Below are 16,069 nucleotides of genomic sequence, written 5' to 3'. Positions count from 1 at the left end.
GGTCATCGGTATCCGGTCCGATCGCGCGCGATCACATATGTGCTCCGCCATCGATACGGACCTCGGTTCCGGTGATGAACGCGCCGTCGTCGGACGCCAGCATCGCGACCACGCTCGCGACCTGCTCCGGTCCGGCCATACCGGGGATCTCGATCTCGGCCGTTCCCGTCGGTTCCGGGACAAGGGCAGGTCGCAGTTTGCCGAACAGCGTGAGATCGGAATCGGCGGGAAGACCCGGGGCGGCGGTCATGCCGGACGAAATACTGCCTGGCGCAACGGAAACCGCGCGAAGCCCGTACTTGGCGTACTCGAGCGCGATCGCGTGCGTGAATGACCAGATGCCGCCCTTGCTCGCGGCATAGGCGGCCATATACGGATGCGCGAATGTGGCCGATGTGGAACTGAAGTTCACGATCACACCGTGATCCGATTCGATCAACGCGGGCAGCGATTCGCGGACCATGAGGAAGGTACCCGTCAGGTTCACGCGGATGATCCGCTCCCATTCCTGCAGCGATGTCGACTCGGTATGACCGCTGCGAAGGATGCCTGCCGCGTTGACGAGGACATCGAGTCCGCCGAGGCGTTCGGTGGCCGCGGCCACCCCGCCGCTCACCGACTGCTCGTCACCGATATCGATCAACTGCGTCGTGAGGCGGTCACCACTGCCGTCCGCCGCCACCAGCTCGGCGGTCTTGTTCAACGAATCGGAGATCACATCGGCGGCGACCACCGATGCTCCCTCGGAGAGCAGTCGCCGCACGGTCGCTCTCCCGATTCCCGATCCCGCTCCGGTCACCAACGCACGTCGTCCGTCGAATCGATTCACGATCACTCCTCGCTCTGTCCGGCCGAGTCGGCCCCTCGCGGTAGACGGGCAGACTCCTCGGGCGAGGACGGCGTCGTCTCCGGCGCAATCATGGGGTGTGCCCGTGCCGGTGGTCGTGGGCGTTCCCACTCGATGGAAGGTGAGTTCGCGCGGAGATTCCTGCGTGTATGAAAGATGGGATCGGCCGGCAGGCTCGTCTAATGAGATGTGAGGTCGGTGGCCACGCATCGATCCCAGATCTCGCGCGCGGCCATCCGCACCGGGCCGACCAGTTTGCGATAGTCGAGCGAGGTGACAGGTGCGCACACCGAGATCCCCGCGAGGTTTCCGTAGATGTGATCGGGTGGACCGATCGAGACGCCGACGCAGCCGATGCCTGCGAATGCTTCGCCGCGATCGTAGGCGGCACCCCGGTCACGGACCGCGGTGAGTTCTTCTTCGAGTTGAGTGTGAGAGGTGATGCTGTTTGCGGTCTGGCGGACCAGCTCGCCCTCGGTGTCCAAGACTTTTCGGGGGGAGCGAACATCCGATCCCTTGGTGAATGCCATCAGCGCCTTGCCGACCGCGGTGAGATGGCCGGGCACGCGTTGACCGACCACGGTTGGTGTCGGGCCGGACGAACGGCCGTTGAACTTCGCGAGATAGACGGTGTCCCCGAGATCGAGGACGGCGAGTTGAATGGTGAGTCCCGTGCGCTGGGCGAACGTCTGCATCACCGGCCTGGCGCCCTGCAGCAGGCGATTCTGATTCAGCGCGGCTTGGCCCATTTCGTATGCCTTGACGCCGAGTTCGTAGGTCTGTTCCGGAGAGCGGGCGAGCCATCCCGCGGTGGCGAGTTGTTCCAGGAGCCGATGCACGGAGGACCGTGGAAGGCCGGTCCGGACGGTCACCTGGGCCAATGTCAACGGGCCCGCCCCGTTGAACGTCTCCAGCACGAGTGATACCCGCTCGACCACTGACACCGGCACCCCGTCGGGGCTTGACGTTCTCACTGGACCTCCTCGCTTCCGTCACATCATTGTGACATGGGTCACGGTACCTCCGGTTCGATGCTCGGATCGGACAGGGCCGTGACGACGACTGCGCACGAGGCTCGCATGCCATCCGAGCCACGGTCAGCCCCGCTTCCCGATGAGCGAGACATTCCGGTCTACCGGGTGTCTTCTTCTCCTACCCTTCCCGGTGCCCGACCCGAGTGCGGGCCGGGGAGATGACCAGGAGGGCTGGATGGCGACAGGTACCGATGCGGGCCATGATCTCCGCACAGGCCCCGGGGCGACTGCGAGCGGCTCTCGCGCCCGCCGCGTCCGTGTGGTCGAGGTGATCGACGAGACCGCCGACGCGCGCTCGTTCGTGGTGGCGCCCGACTCCGAACATTCGGCGTCCTTCGAATACAAGCCTGGCCAGTTCCTGACCATACGGGTACCTGACGTCGGAACCGGATCCGCCCGCTGCTACTCGTTGTCGAGTTCGCCGCACAGTGACGCGACCATGAAGATCACGGTCAAGCGGGTCGAGGGTGGCCACGGATCCAACTGGCTCTGCGATACGGTCTCTGCCGGAGATGAACTCGAGGTACTGCCGCCCGCGGGCACTTTCACGCCGCATTCGCTCGACGAGTCCGCGGTCCTGGTCGCAGGAGGCAGCGGCATCACCCCCGTTATCGCCATCGCGAAGTCGATACTGTGCGGTGGCGGCGGCGAGGTCGTCCTGATCTATGCGAATCGTGACCAGGGGGCGGTCATCTTCGCACAGGAACTACGCTCCCTCGAAGAGCGATTCGGGGACCGGTTCGCCGTCGTCCACATCCTCGAATCCATACAGGGCTATCCGACGCGGCGGACGCTGGCGATGCTGTTGCGCCCTCTCGCGGATCGGGCGGTCTACATCTGCGGTCCGGCGCCACTGATGGACCTGACTGTCGATGTCTGCGCGGAGGTGGGTTTCCCGGTATCGCAGGTTCATTCGGAGCGATTTCTATCCCTGCGGCGGGATCCGTTCGCGATCGAGTCTGCCCCGGTCGGTGACGATGCGAGCCCGCCGGGCGAGATCGTGTGTAATGTTCGGATTTCACTCGACGGGGCCGAATATCAGGTGCCCTGGGCGTCCGAACAGAAACTCCTCGACGCACTCCTCGCTGCCGGTGTCGATGCGCCCTACTCATGTCGAGAGGGCGCCTGCAGCGCCTGCGTGTGTTCGTTGAGATCAGGACAGGTTCGACTGGCGCGCAACGAGATCCTCTCCGAGGACGATCTCGCGGACGGATACATTCTGGCCTGCCAGGCGGAACCGGACAGCGCGGAGATCTCGATCGAATACTGAGCGGCACCTGCTTGCGGCAGCCGGGCAGCGTTGCGCCCGCTGGAGCTCGACGCCGCTATCTGTGGCAGAACCCGACGTGAAACCCGTCCCATTCAGCAGGAGAGCCACGTCACAGTGGGCCGCGGGATCGTCAAGCTGATGACCGTGCGACGAGATCTGCGGTCGCGACCATCTGACCAGGAGGTACCGTGAGTTCCACGACCGACACCGGCGACCAGGTCCGTGTCATCGACAGGGGTGTTCCGCCCGAGCGATTCGCCCGCGGCTGGCATTGCCTCGGACTCGTCCGAGAATTCGGCGACGGTCTGCCGCATCAGGTTTCGGCGTTCGGAACCGAGCTGGTCGTATTCGCCGATGACGAAGGAAAGCTCAACGTTCTCAACGCCTTCTGCCCGCATATGGGCGGCAATCTGGCCCATGGAACGGTGAAGGGGAATACGGTTGCCTGCCCCTTCCACGACTGGCGGTGGCGTGGAGACGGTAAATGCGTCGGGATCCCGTACGCCCGGCGAGTCCCCCCGCTCGCGCGGACCAAGTCGTGGCCGACGACGCAGATCAGCGGTCAGTTGTTCGTGTGGAACGACCCACAAGGGCGTAAGCCGTCGGACGAACTCGCCATTCCGGAGATCCCGACCTACGGTGATCCGGGATGGACGGATTGGGTGTGGAATTCGATCGTCGTCGAGAACTCGCACTGCCGCGAAATCGTCGACAACGTGGTCGATATGGCGCACTTCTTCTATGTCCACTACGGCATGCCGACCTACTTCCGCAATATCTTCGAAGGCCATACGGCCAACCAGCTCATGCGGTCGCGTCCACGCGCTGACGCGGTCGGAGTCAGTGTCAACACCAACTACAGCGTCGAAAACCAGTCGGACGCAACATATTACGGGCCGTCGTACATGGTGGACAAGCTGTGGAGCGCGGGCCGGTCGGCTGAAGGCGACCCGAACATCTATCTGATCAACTGCCACTATCCGATCACCTCGACATCGTTCCGCCTCCAGTACGGGGTGATGGTGCAGAAGCAGGCGGGCATGGACGACGACGCGGCGAACCAGATCGCCGCCGCTGTCGGCAAGGGCGTCGCGATCGGCTTCGAGCAGGATGTGGCGATCTGGAAGAACAAGTCGCGCATCGACAATCCGCTGCTGTCGGAGGAGGACGGGCCGGTCTACCAGCTTCGTCGCTGGTATGAACAGTTCTACGTCGACATCGAAGACGTCAAGCCCGAGATGGTCAATCGGTTCGAGTTCGAGATCGATACCGAGCGCGCCCTGCAGAACTGGCAGGCCGAGGTCGACGCGAACCTCGCCGCGGGGCGTAGCGCCATCGCACCGAACCTGTCGGTGAACCGCGAGACCGTCTCGACTCCGTCCTGACCATCACCCGACACCATATCCAGACCAACGGACCAGGAGTTCCGATGTCAAATACAGTGCTCGACAATATCGACGCCATCGCCGAGGAGATTCGTTCCGGCGCAGAGGAAGGCGAATCACTCGGCCGTCTGCCCGACGACATGGCCAAGCAGCTCAAGGACGCGGGAATAATCCGATTGCTGCAGCGCAAGAAGTACAACGGGTACGAGGCGCATCCGCGTGAATTCGCCGAGACCGTGATGAGGACCGCGAGCATCTACGGCTCGGCGGGTTGGGTCGGCGGCATCGTCGGCGTCCACCCGTGGCAGCTCGCCTACGCTGACCCGAAAGTCCAGGAAGAAGTCTTGGGCGCGGATTCCGATACCTGGCAGGCCTCGCCGTATATGCCCAGCGGAATCGCGGTTCCGACCGACGGCGGCTACGTGATGAGCGGCCGCTGGCAGTTCTCCTCCGGAACCGACCACTGCGACTGGATCTTCCTCGGCGCCATGGTGGGCGGTGCGGATGGCAAACCCCTCATGCCGCCGAAGGGCCTGCATGTGATCCTGCCGCGCGCGGATTACGAGATCGTGGCGGATTCCTGGGATGTCGTGGGGCTGCGCGGTACCGGCAGCAAGGACATCATCGTGAAGGACGCCTTCATCCCGAACTACCGAGTGATGGAGTCGGCGAAGGTCATCGACGGAACGGCGGCCAAGGAGTACGGGGCCACCGAGACGCTCTACAAGATGCCGTGGTCGACCATGTTCCCGCTCGGCATCACCTCGGCGACCATCGGGATCTGCGAGGGCGTCCTCGCCGCCGGCGTCGACTATCAGCGAAATCGTGTGGGCGCCAACGGCAATGTCATCAAGGACGATCCCTACGTCCTGCACGCACTCGGCGAGTCGGCGTCGGAGATCGATGCCGCCCGCCAGCAGTTGCTGGCCAATGTCGATCGAATCTGGGACATGGTCGACGCGGGTAAGGACATCGACTTCGAAACGCGTGCCCGAGTCCGTCGCGACCAGATCCGCTCGGCGTGGCGCGCGGTCCGCGCCGCCGACGACGTCTTCGATCGCGCCGGGGGGAACGCACTGCGTATGGACAATCCGCTGCAACGGTTCTGGCGTGACGCCCACGCGGGACTGCACCACGCGATCCACGTCACCAGCACCACCTATCACGCGTCGGCCATGGCCTCGTTGGGTGTGGAGGTCCCCCAGGGGCCCCTCCGCGTCATGATCTGACCGGCTTCGGAGAGGAACGCGCACGAATATGACCGAGATCAAAGCTCTTGGCTACGTACGAGTTCTCGCCACGGATATGGATCGCTGGCGCGAATTGGGATTCGATGTCCTTGGCTTCGCCCCGGGTTTCGGGGACGAAGAGGACGCCCTGCATTTCCGCATGGACGAGCGGCCGTCGCGGATCACCGTCGAGCACGGTGACGTCGATCGAGTCACCGCGGTCGGCTGGGAGGTTCGGGACGCACCGGCCCTACGTCGGCTCGCCGCGACACTGGATGCCGCCGGATTCGAGTACACCACTATGCCGAGGGAACTCGCCGAACGGCGCAAGGTCGAAGCGGGCATCTGCATGAAGGATCCCGGCGGCACACCACTGGAGTTCTTCTTCGGCCCTGTCCTGGAACACAGTCCGGTGGTGACCAAGTACGCGCAGCAGTTCGTTACCGGGGCACAGGGACTCGGACACGTGGTGATGCCGACGACCAACTTCGACGAATCGTTCACCTTCTATACCGAGACGCTGGGATTCCTCTCTCGTGGGGCCTTCCGCATGCCGTCGCCGCCGGACACCGGTCCGCTGCGTATCCGGTTCCTCGGGGTGAATCAGCGTCACCACAGTCTGGCGATCATGCCCAGCCTGGCCGGCCGCGATCCCGGACTGATCCACGTGATGGTCGAAGTGGATTCACTCGACGCGGTGGGGCGAGCCTTCGACCAGGTGATGGCCAGGGATTTCCCGGTGTCCTCGACACTCGGCCGCCACACGAACGACAAGATGGTCTCCTTCTACGTGCGCGTCCCCGGCGGATGGGATATCGAGTACGGGACCGGCGGCGAGTCGGTCGACGAGTCCTATTACACCGCCGAGGAGATCACCGCCGACAGCTACTGGGGCCACGAATGGTCGTGGGCCAGGGAGATGAAGGCCGCGCGGAAAGCCGCGGCGACCGAAGCCGAACTCGCCGACGCGGCGCAGGCTGATGCCCTCCGCTGAACCGTCGCATGGCACCGTCTCGTTTCCCGACCTGGTCGGTCTCGATCTCGGTACCAGGCAGGTCTCGTATACCGAGTCCGACGCGATTCTGTACGCGCTGGCGATCGGCGTGCCCGCCGACGATATTCCGTATGTCTACGAACGCGGTCTCCGCGTGATGCCGACATATGCTCTGCCACTGGGGTTGTGGACGGCGGACGCGGCGTCGGCAGCGGGTGCGTTCGTACCGGCCGAGGCACTGCACGGTGCGCAGTCACTGGTCGTGCACACCGATCTCCCGCCCTCCGGAACACTGGAGATCGCAGGCGCGGTGACCTCGGTATGGGACACCGGCAAATCGGCTCTGATCGACATCACCGCCGAATGTGCGCAGTTCACCGCCACCTACACGATCATCGTGCCCGGCAAGGGTGGCTTCGGCGGAAGTCGACCACCCCGGTCGCCGGAACCCGACGCGCAGGGGTCGGTCGAAGCGGACTCGGTGATCGCCACATCGCCCCAGCAGGCCGCCCTCTACCGCCTGACCGGTGATCGCCATGCGATCCACATCGACCCGATGGCCGCAGCCGCCGCGGGTTTCGAGGCGCCGATACTGCACGGACTGTGCACGCTCGGCATGGCCGTTCGTGAGGTGGGACGCGCAGTAGGCGTCGCGCCGCGTGCGCTTCGAGAACTGTCCGCACGGTTCGTCGCCCCGGTCGTTCCCGGCGACGACCTACGCACGACAACTCGATCGTGGACCGAGGGCGACCGCAGGCGGGTGGCCTTCACGACAGCCGTCGGTGCCACGCCGGTACTCGCGGACGGATCGGCATCTTTTCGGCTGTGAGCCGCGAGTCAAGCGGTCGCCGACCGCTGGATGGGAATGCGCGGTTCACCAGCGTCTTTCGGCACCTAGTTTGACTTCCGGACGGAAGTTCAGCTCAGCGAGGAAGTGAATGTTGTGACAACCCAGGACAGCGACTTCGACGCCGTCGTCGTCGGGGCGGGGATCTCCGGCCTGTACGCGGTGTACAAGTTGCGCGAGCGCGGTATGCGCGTACACGGCTTCGAATCCGCCGAAGGTGTGGGCGGCACCTGGTATCACAACCGATACCCCGGTGCCCGATGCGACGTCGAGAGTATCGACTACTCCTACTCCTTCGACGAGGAATTACAACAGGAATGGACGTGGTCCGAGCGATTCGCGTCGCAGGAGGAGATCCTGCGCTACCTCGACCACGTCGCCGATCGCCACGACCTGCGTTCCGCCTACGACTTCCTGACCCGGGTGAGCTCTGCGGTGTACGACGAGAACACCGCGCGGTGGACGATCGCCACCGATACCGGCCGGACAGTGCACGCCCGCTTCCTCATCCTGGCGACCGGAGTCCTGTCCGCGACGAACAAGCCCGACATTGCAGGGCGTGACACCTTCGCTGGCAAGACTTTTCACACCGGCGAGTGGCCGCACGAGCCCGTGGACTTCGCTGGTAAACGAGTCGGTGTCATCGGAACGGGATCATCCGGCATCCAATCGATCCCGGTGATCGCGGAACAAGCCCAGCAGGTATTCGTCTTCCAGCGCAGCCCGAACTACTCGATTCCCGCAGGCAACCGTCCATTGACCGACGAGTTGATCGCGCAGGTGAAAGCCAACTACGCCGAGCGTCGTCGGCTGTCGATGTCCAGTGGCGGCGGTACACCGAACAGTGCCTACCCCAAGGGGGCGCTCGAGGTCGACGCGGCCGAACGAACGCGTGTCTACGACGAGTGGTGGCAGCGTGGCGGATATCTGTTCGCCAAGGCGTTCCCGGATCAGACGGTCAGTCTCGCGGCCAACGACACGGCCCGGGAATATGTCGAGGCGAAGATCCGCGAAATGGTCGAGGATCCGGATGTCGCCGAACAGTTGATCCCTACCGATCATCCGATCGGCACGAAGCGGATCGTCACCGACAGCGGCTATTTCGAGAGTTTCAACCGCGATAACGTCACCCTGGTCAATCTGCGTCGTACTCCGATCTCCGAGATCACCGAAACAGGCGTGCGGACCGCCGATACGTCCTACGACCTCGATATCCTAGTTTTCGCAACAGGTTTCGACGCGATGACCGGTTCCCTCTCCCGGATCGATATCCGGGGACGCGGTGGGCGCGAACTCCGGGACGAGTGGGCCGCGGGACCTCGAACCTACCTCGGACTCGCCGTCGCGGGCTTCCCCAATATGTTCATCCTCGCCGGTGCGGGTAGTCCCAGTGTGCTCGCGAATATGGTGCTGATGGCAGAGCAGCACGTGGACTGGATCTCGAACTGCCTCGACTACCTCGACGAACACGATCTGGCGACGATCGAGGCGACCGAGCGATCCGTCGACGAATGGGTGGCCGAGTGCAACGAGAAGGCCGCCGCAACCCTCTTCCCGACCGCCGACTCCTGGTACATGGGCGCGAATATCCCGGGTAAGCCACGCGTCTTCATGCCCTACATCGGCGGATTCGGCAACTACAACAAGATCTGCGCCGAAATCGCCGATGTCGGCTACAAGGGCTTCGAACTCCGGTAGCGCAGGTCCCGGCCGTCGAGTCGTGGGGCATCGAATGAACCGCCGTGCGGGGATGTATTCCCCGCGCCGACAGGAGAAGAGGACGTGGTCGAGATGAGCGTTGAGCGCAGGCGTGACCTGCATCCGGACGTCGAAGCGATGCTCACGGCGCTGGAGTCGTTTCCGAATGTGACCCGACATGATCCGGCGCGGCTGCGCGACATCATCGTGTCACGACGTGCGCCGCTGACCCACGAGCCGGACATGCGTATCGCCGAGGATCTCGTGATCGACGGTCCCGGCGGGGATCTCGCACTGCGCGTGTACGCGCCCCACGGCAGTGAGGGATCCGTGCTGCCGGTAGTCGTCTTCGCGCACGGCGGCGGATTCGTCTTCTGCGACCTCGACAGTCACGACGAGTTCTGCCGATCGATCGCCGACTCGGTCGGAACCGTCGTCGTCGCGGTCGACTACCGGCTCGCACCCGAACACCCCGGTCCCGCGGCGATGGAAGATGTCTACGCTGTACTGAATTGGGCGGCCGAACATATCTCCGCATACGGCGGTGATCCGCACCGGATCGCGGTCGCCGGGGACAGTGCGGGCGGCAACTTGGCGGCGACAGTCTGTTTGGCCGCCCGCGACAGAAGCGGCCCACCCATCGTCGCTCAGATCCTGCTGTATCCGGTGATCGATGACGATTTCTCCACCGAGTCCTACCGGCTCTACGGGCAGGGGTATTACAACGACGCCGAGGCCATGCGCTGGTATTGGGCGCAGTACGCGCCGGACGGCACCGACAGTCCCTATCTCGTCCCGAGCAGAGCCGGATCGCTCGCCGGATTGCCTCCCGCGGTGGTCGCCACCGCCGAGCTGGATCCGCCCTGCTCGGGCGGCGAAGACTACGCCCGACGACTCGCCGAGGCGGGGGTGCCGGTGATCACGCACCGCTTCGACGGCCTCTTCCACGGCTTCCTGACTTTTCCGAAACTCTCGTTGACCGGGCCGGCCCGTCTGCGGGTCTGGCAGATGATGCGCGAGGTCTTGGCGCTGCCGGGGGCATCGAACTCCCTCTCCCACTGAGCGGACGGCTACCCCCCGTCGACTTTTTCGACGCCCGACTATGAGTCCGGGTGTGAACCCGAACACAGCGAGTGCGTAGAGGTGGTCATGACACAGCGATTGGCAGGCAGGACTGCTCTGGTGACGGGCAGTAGCCGCGGGATCGGACGGGCGATCGCGCGGCGCCTGGCGGCGGAAGGTGCGACGGTTGTCGTCACGGCCCGTTCCCGTTCTCCGATTCCCTCCGTCCGCGACGGCCGGACACATCTGCTGTCCGGCTCATTGGCCGAGACGGTGGCGGCCATCGAGGCCGACGGTGGCCGGGCGATCGCGCTCCCCGCCGATCTCGAGGACGAGCGCAAGCGGGCCGGTCTCGTCGATGAGGTCGTCGGGACTGTCGGCGGTATCGACATCTTGGTCAACAACGCGGGTTTCGCCGATTACAGCTCGATCGAGGCGATGAATACCGCGACGTTCGACCGCACCGTCGAGCACTACCTGAAGGTGCCCTTTCTGCTGTGCCAGGCCACGATTCCGCGTATGCGCAAACAGGGCCGCGGCTGGATAGTGAACATCGGATCATCGACCGGCCTCAGCCCGATCAGGCCGTTCCGGGAGTACAACAAGACCTCGGGAGATGTCATCTACGCGGCCGTCAAAGCCGCCCAGCACCGTTTCACGGAGGGATTGGCCGCAGAGCTGCTCGATGACAATATCGCTGTCAATTCCGTAGGACCCTCGACGGCGATCATGACCCCGGGCGCCGCGGCGCTGCTGCCGGAGGGCTACGAGACCGAACCGGTCGAGTATCTCGCGCAGACTGTGCTCGAGATGGCGACGGAGCCTGCTGCCGAGCGCACCGGACTCGTCGCGTTCAGTCTGCATTACCCGTATGCGACCGACACTCCCGTCATGTCGCTCGACGGACGGGACGAACTTCCCCGGCGTGAACCGCCCGCCTGGTCGAATCCCCATATCAAGCCGAAGGGCCTGTGATGTCGTCGATCGCCGAGCAGCGATTCTCGCACGGAACCGCGCTGGTCACCGGTGCCGCCGCAGGGATCGGCAACGGACTCGCGCGGCATCTGGCCGACCTCGGAATGTTCGTCGTTGTCGCCGATATCGACGGGAATCGCGCCGAGGGCGTCGCGGTAGAGATCGCCGAGCGCGGCGGGCGTGCCGAGGGGTATGGGGTCGACGTCAGCGACGCCGCCGCGGTCGAGACCATGGCCGCCGCGATCTTCGCCAGGCACGGCAGCGTCGAGTTGCTCATCAACAACGCGGGCGTCGAATCAGCGGGCCTGCTGTGGGAGGTCGACGGCGACCGGTGGCGACGGCTGATGCAGATCAACGTGGACGGTGTCTTCTACTGCCTGAAGTCGTTCGTGCCACGCATGATCGAGGTCGGCACGCCATCGTGCATAGCCAATCTGTCCTCGGTCGGCGGCCTGAACACCGTTGCCGTGCAATCGCCGTACATCGTCAGCAAGTTCGCGGTGCAGGCGATGACGGAATGCCTGCACCAGGATCTGTCCATCGTGAACGCCCCCATTCAGGTCAGTGTCGTTGTTCCCCATTCGATTCGGAGCGAGATCTTCCGGTCGGCACAGCGCGAGGCCCCCACCACCGACCCCACCGCTAACGCGGTATTCGCAGCGATGCAACGAGACAACCTCGAGAAGGGGCTCGATCCGCTGCAAGCCGCCGAACACATGGTGGAACAGATCGCGCGAGGCGATTTCTGGGTCTTCTCCGATGACGAGATGTGCTCGGCGTCGGCGACCCGTCGCGGAGAACAACTCCTCACCCTCAGCCCGCCATCGAACCCACGAGACATGCTCGTCCGGATGGGCGTGCCACTCCCGGAAGGTACTTCATGACCGACACCGTCGTCGCCGACATCGGCGCACTACCTGATCGAAAAGCGCAGCTGGACAACGCTATCGCGGTATGCGACCCTGCCGCGTTGCTTATGTCGATGGTGCATGTGACCGGTGACACCGCCCTGCTCGACGAGTTCGGTGCCCGACTGTCGATCGTTGAACCCGGGATCCACTACCGGACCGGAATCCGCCCGGTTACGCCGCCGGGGACCTACCCCGACGACGTGGCCGAGGACATCCGCGCCCGCGCCCGCCGGATCCTGACCCCCGATCCGGTCGCCGAACTGGGTGTGCCCGACGGCGAATTGTTCAACCGGATGGCCACGGTATGCACCAGCGAGTGGGTGGACGCGGAGTTCACTCCCATTCTGCTGGAGCAGTCCGGATTCACGAAGGATCGGCGCCATGTCCCGGTGACCGTCACGCCACCGGCGGATTTCGAAGTGATCGTGATCGGCGCGGGCATCGTGGGCGTCAACGCGGGAATCAAGCTCGGAGAGGCGGGATTCGGCTTCACCATCTTCGAAGAGCGCGACGATATCGGCGGAACTTGGTTTCGCAACACGTATCCGGGTGCGGCCGTGGACACCCCGAGCCACTACTACTCGTACTCCTTCGAGCTCAACCCGAACTGGACGAAGTACTACCCGACCGGACCCGAGTACCAGCGCTATCTGCTCGATGTGGTCGAGAAGTACCGACTGCGCGACCACATCCGATTCGGCACGCGCGTGCGATCGGCCACCTGGCTGGAGAGGGAGAACCGTTGGGAGGTGGTGACGGAGGATCGTGCGGGTACGGTCGTCCGGCATCGCGCTCGTGCGGTGGTCACCGCCCTGGGAATGCTCAATGCCGCCAATATCCCGGATGTGGAGGGTATGGACACCTTCGCCGGTTCCATTGTGCACACCGCCGAATGGGATGCCGATCTGGACCTGCGTGGCAAACGAGTCGTCGTGCTGGGAACCGGGTGCACGTCTGTCCAGGTCGTCGCGAGCATCGTCGACGAGGTGGATGCCCTCGATGTCGTCGTTCGCAGCCCGCATTGGCTGGTGCCGGAGAAGGCGGTCGGCGGTGACGTGACCGAGGGGGAGAAGTGGGCACTGACGCATCTTCCGTTCTACGACAGGTGGTTCCGACTTCGTGCGTACTGGTTCGCCTCGGACAACCTCTATCCCATGCCGCGCATCGACAAGGAGTGGGCGGCGACGCACCTGTCCGCGTCACCGGCCAACGACATGGCACTGCGCACCGCGCAGGAGTACCTTCTGGCGAGCTTCCCGGATCGTCCGGATCTGATCGAGAAGCTCACCCCGGACTTCCGTCCGTACGCCAAGCGGATCGTCAAGGATCCGGGCTTCTTCGCGGCACTCAACCGGGACCATGTGACCTTGCACCGCGCGTCGTTCGATCGAGTCACCCCGGAGGGCGTGGTCACGACCGAGGGAGCCTTCATCCCCGCAGATGTCATCATTCTCGCCACCGGATTCGAACTCCAGTTCACCACGGCGATAGATATCGCCGGGCGTGACGGACGCACACTGGCCCAGGTGTGGAAAGACGGCGATGATCCGCGTGCGTACCTGGGCGTACAAGTGGCCGGGTTCCCGAATCTCTTCATCACCGCGGGGCCGAACTCCGCGCCGAATCACGGCGCCGGACACAACATCCTCAGCGAAGAACATGTGCACTACGTCATGGAGTGCCTGCAATATCTGCTCGAGAACGACTATGCCGCGATGGACGTCAGACAGGACGTGCTCGATGAGTACAACCGCAAGGTCGACGAGGCACTCGACGACACCGTCTGGGTGCATCCCGGTGCCGAGATCAACGGCTACTACCGCAACAGCTCAGGGCGGGCGATCGTCCCGTGTCCGTGGCGGTTGGTCGACTACTGGACGATGCTGCGTGAGCCCGATCCCGAGGATCTGACGTTCATCGGTCACGCAGCGACAGGTAACGGCGGAGAGGCCGAAGAACAGTGAGCAGCAATGGAAGCGGCGCGGTGACCGTGCGGCACGAGGTCGATCTGCTCGTCGTCGGCTCCGGGACCGGACTCGCCGCCGCGTTGACCGCGGCAGAGGCCGGATTGTCGACGCTGGTGGTGGAGAAGTCGGCCTACGTGGGCGGTTCGACGGCGCGTTCGGGCGGGGCCTTCTGGGTTCCCGGCAATCCTGTGCTGACCGAGCAACAGCCCACGGACGACCGTGCCGCTGCCGCCGTATACGTGAAGGTGGTCGTGGGGGATTCGGCTCCGCGGGAGCGCGGCACGGCCTTCCTCGACAACGGCTCGGCCACCATCGAGATGCTCTCGCGGACCACACCGATGAAATTCATGTGGGCGCAGGGCTATTCCGACTACCACCCCGAAAAACCCGGTGGATCGGCGGCGGGGCGGACCTGCGAATGCAAGCCCTTCGACGCGTCCGTACTCGGTGCCGAACGCTCTCGTCTGCGGCCGGGATTGATGGAGGTCTCCGGCCTGCCGATGCCGGTGACCGGCGCTGATTACAAGTGGCTGAATCTGATAACCAGCGTTCCCCGTAAGGCGCTGTGGCGCGCGATGAAAGCCGTTGCCAAGGGGGTGGCCGGCCTTGCGCTGAGGCGCGAGTACATCGCAGGCGGACAAGCACTGGCGGCGGGCCTTTTCGCGGGCGCTATCCGGGCCGGGATTCCCATCTGGACCGATACCGGCCTGGTGAGTTTGACCGTGGAAGGCGGCAAGGTCACCGGAGCGGTCGTCGACCACGATGGAGTCCTGACCGAGGTGATCGCTCGGCGCGGAGTCGTGCTCGCCGCCGGAGGTTTCGAACACGACACCGAAATGCGACGAAAGTCGCAGTCGGAGAGACTGGTCGAGCACGCGAGTCTCGGTTGCGAGGCGAATACCGGCGATGCCATCAAGCTCGCGCAGGGCGTCGGAGCCGCGACAGGGCTGATGGATCAAGCATGGTGGTTCCCGGCCGTGGCCGCGCTGCCAGGCAAGCAGCCATCGGTGCTACTCGCTGAACGTTCGCTGCCCGGATCGTTCATCGTCGACCAGACCGGACGCCGATTCATCAACGAGGCCGTGGACTACATGTCGTTCGGACAGCGGGTGCTCGATCGCGAACGGGTCGGCGACGCCGTGGAGGAGATGTGGATCGTTTTCGATCAGCGCTATCGCAACAGTTACATCTTCGCTGCCGGAATCTTCCCGAGGCAGCCGCTGCCGCGTTCCTGGTATGACAACGGGATCGCCGTCACGGCCGACGATCCGGCCGGATTGGCACGGGCGATGGGCATTCCCGAGGACGCGTTCACCACCGCGTTCCGCACATTCAACGCCTCGGCCGAGATGGGCGTCGACCACCAGTTCTCCAGGGGAGCCAGCGCATACGACCGCTACTACGGCGATCCGACGATCGCCCCCAATCCGAACCTGCGTCCCCTGCGGAAGGGGCCGTTCTACGCGGTCAAGATGGTGCTGTCCGACCTGGGAACCTGCGGCGGTGTGCGTGCCGACGAACGCGCCCGGGTTCTACGGGAGGACGGCAGCGTCATCGACGGCCTGTACGCGATCGGGAATACCGCGGCCAATGCGTTCGGCAACACCTACCCGGGCGCCGGGGCGACGATCGGCCAGGGGCTGGTCTACGGCTACATCGCCGCGAAATCCGCCGCAGCGGGCTGACCTCGGCAACCAGTGGAGCCCGAGCGCCCGCTGAGTGGGACGAGCGATGGCGTCGTGACGGCTTCGTACCTAGCCTCGGTCAATCACGCCGGATGAGCTGATAGCGGCTTTGAAATGGCGAAAGGTGCTCTGAACTGCGATAATTCGGCTTGCTTAGGGACGAAT

13 protein-coding genes are annotated in these 16,069 nt (G+C 64.5%); 11 read left to right on the top strand and 2 right to left on the bottom strand.

What is annotated here, in order from left to right:
- Nucleotides 1-31: 31 nt before the first annotated feature.
- Entirely contained in the window at nt 32-829 is a 798-nt protein-coding gene (locus ABZS43_RS14920; protein ID WP_355036433.1) for an SDR family NAD(P)-dependent oxidoreductase, read from the bottom strand.
- A gap of 197 nt (nt 830-1,026) precedes the next feature.
- Nucleotides 1,027-1,821, bottom strand: coding sequence for an IclR family transcriptional regulator (locus tag ABZS43_RS14915; RefSeq protein WP_355036432.1), 795 nt, complete (start codon nt 1,819-1,821; stop codon nt 1,027-1,029).
- Nucleotides 1,822-2,056: 235 nt separating this feature from the next.
- Between ABZS43_RS14915 and ABZS43_RS14910 the strand changes: the two genes are divergently transcribed.
- The 11 genes from ABZS43_RS14910 to ABZS43_RS14860 all read left to right on the top strand — a co-directional run bounded on the left by ABZS43_RS14910 (nt 2,057) and on the right by ABZS43_RS14860 (nt 15,904).
- Nucleotides 2,057-3,151, top strand: coding sequence for a ferredoxin--NADP reductase (locus ABZS43_RS14910; RefSeq protein ID WP_355036431.1), 1,095 nt, complete (start codon nt 2,057-2,059; stop codon nt 3,149-3,151).
- A 188-nt stretch (nt 3,152-3,339) separates the two neighbouring features.
- On the top strand, nt 3,340-4,536 hold the full coding sequence (locus tag ABZS43_RS14905) for a Rieske 2Fe-2S domain-containing protein (protein ID WP_355036430.1): 1,197 nt from the start codon (nt 3,340-3,342) through the stop codon (nt 4,534-4,536).
- A 44-nt stretch (nt 4,537-4,580) separates the two neighbouring features.
- Complete coding sequence (locus ABZS43_RS14900) at nt 4,581-5,765, top strand: acyl-CoA dehydrogenase family protein (protein ID WP_355036429.1); 1,185 nt, start codon at nt 4,581-4,583, stop codon at nt 5,763-5,765.
- 28 nt (nt 5,766-5,793) lie between these two features.
- Nucleotides 5,794-6,759 carry a VOC family protein gene (locus tag ABZS43_RS14895; RefSeq protein ID WP_355036428.1) on the top strand — a complete coding sequence of 322 codons (966 nt, stop codon included), beginning with the start codon at nt 5,794-5,796 and terminating at the stop codon, nt 6,757-6,759.
- Complete coding sequence (locus ABZS43_RS14890) at nt 6,746-7,588, top strand: MaoC/PaaZ C-terminal domain-containing protein (RefSeq protein ID WP_355036427.1); 843 nt, start codon at nt 6,746-6,748, stop codon at nt 7,586-7,588. Before ABZS43_RS14895 ends, ABZS43_RS14890 begins: the two co-directional genes overlap by 14 nt.
- A 114-nt stretch (nt 7,589-7,702) precedes the next feature.
- Complete coding sequence (locus tag ABZS43_RS14885) at nt 7,703-9,304, top strand: NAD(P)/FAD-dependent oxidoreductase (RefSeq protein WP_355036426.1); 1,602 nt, start codon at nt 7,703-7,705, stop codon at nt 9,302-9,304.
- Between the two features lie 93 nt (nt 9,305-9,397).
- Entirely contained in the window at nt 9,398-10,366 is a 969-nt protein-coding gene (locus tag ABZS43_RS14880; protein ID WP_355036425.1) for an alpha/beta hydrolase, read from the top strand.
- Between the two features lie 87 nt (nt 10,367-10,453).
- A complete protein-coding gene (locus tag ABZS43_RS14875) occupies nt 10,454-11,341 on the top strand; it encodes an SDR family NAD(P)-dependent oxidoreductase (RefSeq protein WP_355036424.1) in 888 nt (295 codons plus the stop codon).
- On the top strand, nt 11,341-12,225 hold the full coding sequence (locus tag ABZS43_RS14870) for an SDR family NAD(P)-dependent oxidoreductase (protein ID WP_355036423.1): 885 nt from the start codon (nt 11,341-11,343) through the stop codon (nt 12,223-12,225). The genes ABZS43_RS14875 and ABZS43_RS14870 overlap by 1 nt, the downstream gene beginning before the upstream one ends.
- The gene (locus ABZS43_RS14865; RefSeq protein WP_355036422.1) at nt 12,222-14,216 is read left to right on the top strand and encodes an NAD(P)/FAD-dependent oxidoreductase; all 1,995 of its coding nucleotides are present in this window, start codon (nt 12,222-12,224) and stop codon (nt 14,214-14,216) included. The genes ABZS43_RS14870 and ABZS43_RS14865 overlap by 4 nt, the downstream gene beginning before the upstream one ends.
- On the top strand, nt 14,213-15,904 hold the full coding sequence (locus ABZS43_RS14860; protein ID WP_355036421.1) for a 3-ketosteroid-delta-1-dehydrogenase: 1,692 nt from the start codon (nt 14,213-14,215) through the stop codon (nt 15,902-15,904). The genes ABZS43_RS14865 and ABZS43_RS14860 overlap by 4 nt, the downstream gene beginning before the upstream one ends.
- The last annotated feature ends 165 nt before the right edge of the window (nt 15,905-16,069 follow it).

The sequence above is a fragment of the Nocardia sp. NPDC005366 genome, from assembly GCF_040606855.1.
Classification (GTDB): Bacteria; Actinomycetota; Actinomycetes; order Mycobacteriales; family Mycobacteriaceae; genus Nocardia.
This window is presented reverse-complemented; position numbering and strand designations above follow the sequence as displayed.